2 protein-coding genes are annotated in these 1,625 nt (G+C 56.4%); both read right to left on the bottom strand.

The window, feature by feature from the left end:
• The coding region (locus WBM93_RS06660; RefSeq protein WP_424429865.1) for a hypothetical protein at window positions 1-1,021 on the bottom strand (1,021 nt) is incomplete at its 3' end.
• Between the two features lie 36 nt (window positions 1,022-1,057).
• Window positions 1,058-1,625 (bottom strand): MBL fold metallo-hydrolase (locus WBM93_RS06655; RefSeq protein WP_424429862.1); only part of this gene is annotated, 568 nt, incomplete at its 5' end.

The following is a 1,625-nucleotide window of genomic DNA, read 5'->3' as shown; positions in this document are numbered from 1 at the left end:
CGTTCGGATTGCTGCCAACAGTACCGCTTCCGCCGGCAATTAGATCAACCAGTGACGTGACGGTTTGCAATAGGTTGGCTGCCAGACCAGCCTCCATTGGTTCGCCAGAGTAGAGGTCGAGGCCCGACAAACCGCCCACTGTATTCTTGATTTTTGCATCATTTAGCAGAATCTGAATTTGCCAAATCAACTCGTCGATATCGTATGTTCGTGGATCGCCTGCTGCCGTAGAAAGAACCGAATTGGGTGTTCCAGCCGCTGGCGGCACCCAATCTTCAAGCGGGTCTGGAATTCTGTCGCACCTTTCATGCGGCCGCGGCACCACGCGTGCTGCGCTTGACGTGCGCACACTTCCGCCTGCACAGAAAAACTTTGTCTCCGATGTGCCGCCAGAGAAAGACATTGAGTTTGAGGATTGGGAGTTCGACCAGACAACGCAATTCTCAGCGAGAAGTTCAGAGTGATCCGATACCGCAAGGCCCGCGCCCTTGTTATTGAGCGCCAAAATGCAGAGCGGGAATCCCCAGGTGGCCGACGCGGATGCACTCCGGTTGATCGAAATGTTGGCATTGCGTCCTGCCATTTTGGAAGCCGGATTGGTGGGCTCGAAACTCAGATCCACCGTAACTTCGGTCTTTTGCCCGTAGGGATCTTCAACGATCTGCCCAACATCCATGCGGGTCAGGGCATAGTGTGCATTGGCTTTGGCGGCGGCAGTGGCCAGCCTTATGGCTTCCGCCTTTCGATCCTGCGCGCGCGGTGATGTCGCGTTGATGAAAGCCGTCGCGCCTGCCAGCGCAGATGAATCCGCCGCCGCCTGCAAATTCGCCGCCGATTTGCTGTCCATTGCCAACGCAAGAGCCGCGCCTACGAGCGCGATGATGCAGAACAAGGTCAACGCAAAGATCGGTGCCAGCGAGCCGCGGGCATCTGCGAGCATTTCGGTCAACCTGTTACAAATGGGACTAAACTTCTGGCGCATCCCCCGCCAATAACACATGCCGGGTTCACGATTCTTCAAACTGATCGATGAAATTTGATGGTTCTCAAGATAGGACTAGCGGTTGCCAACCACGGAATCTGCGACAAACCCGTTCGACTGGCGTTCCATGCCGAAGGTCGACATTGGCCCATGCCCGGGCACAAACCGCATGTCATTACCGAGCGGCCAGAGCTTTGACGTTATGGAATCAATGAGTTGCTGATGGTTGCCGCGCGGAAAATCTGTCCGCCCGATGGATCCGCGAAACAAGACGTCTCCGACGAAGGCGAGCGCGTTTTCCTTGTTGTAGATCACCACATGGCCCGGTGTGTGTCCCGGCGTATGCACCACGCCAAACTTCATCCCGTCGAGTTCCAATTCGTCGCCTTCTTCAAGATACCGGTCTGGGGTCACATTGCGGCCATCGGCAATGCCATACTTCGCGCCCTGCGCCTCGATCTCGTCCAGCAACCACTGATCGTCCTTGTGAGGCCCAATAATGGGACATCCGGCACGTTCTGCAACATCCGCCGCTGCGCCGGCATGATCCAGATGACCATGGGTGAGCCAAACGGCGACGATTTTAACGCCAAAATGCTCCGCAGCACCCATCAACCGGTCAATCTCGCCGCCAGGATCAACG

Origin of the sequence: Parasphingorhabdus sp., assembly GCF_049667325.1 — a bacterium.
Lineage (GTDB): Bacteria > Pseudomonadota > Alphaproteobacteria > Sphingomonadales > Sphingomonadaceae > Parasphingorhabdus.
This window is presented reverse-complemented; position numbering and strand designations above follow the sequence as displayed.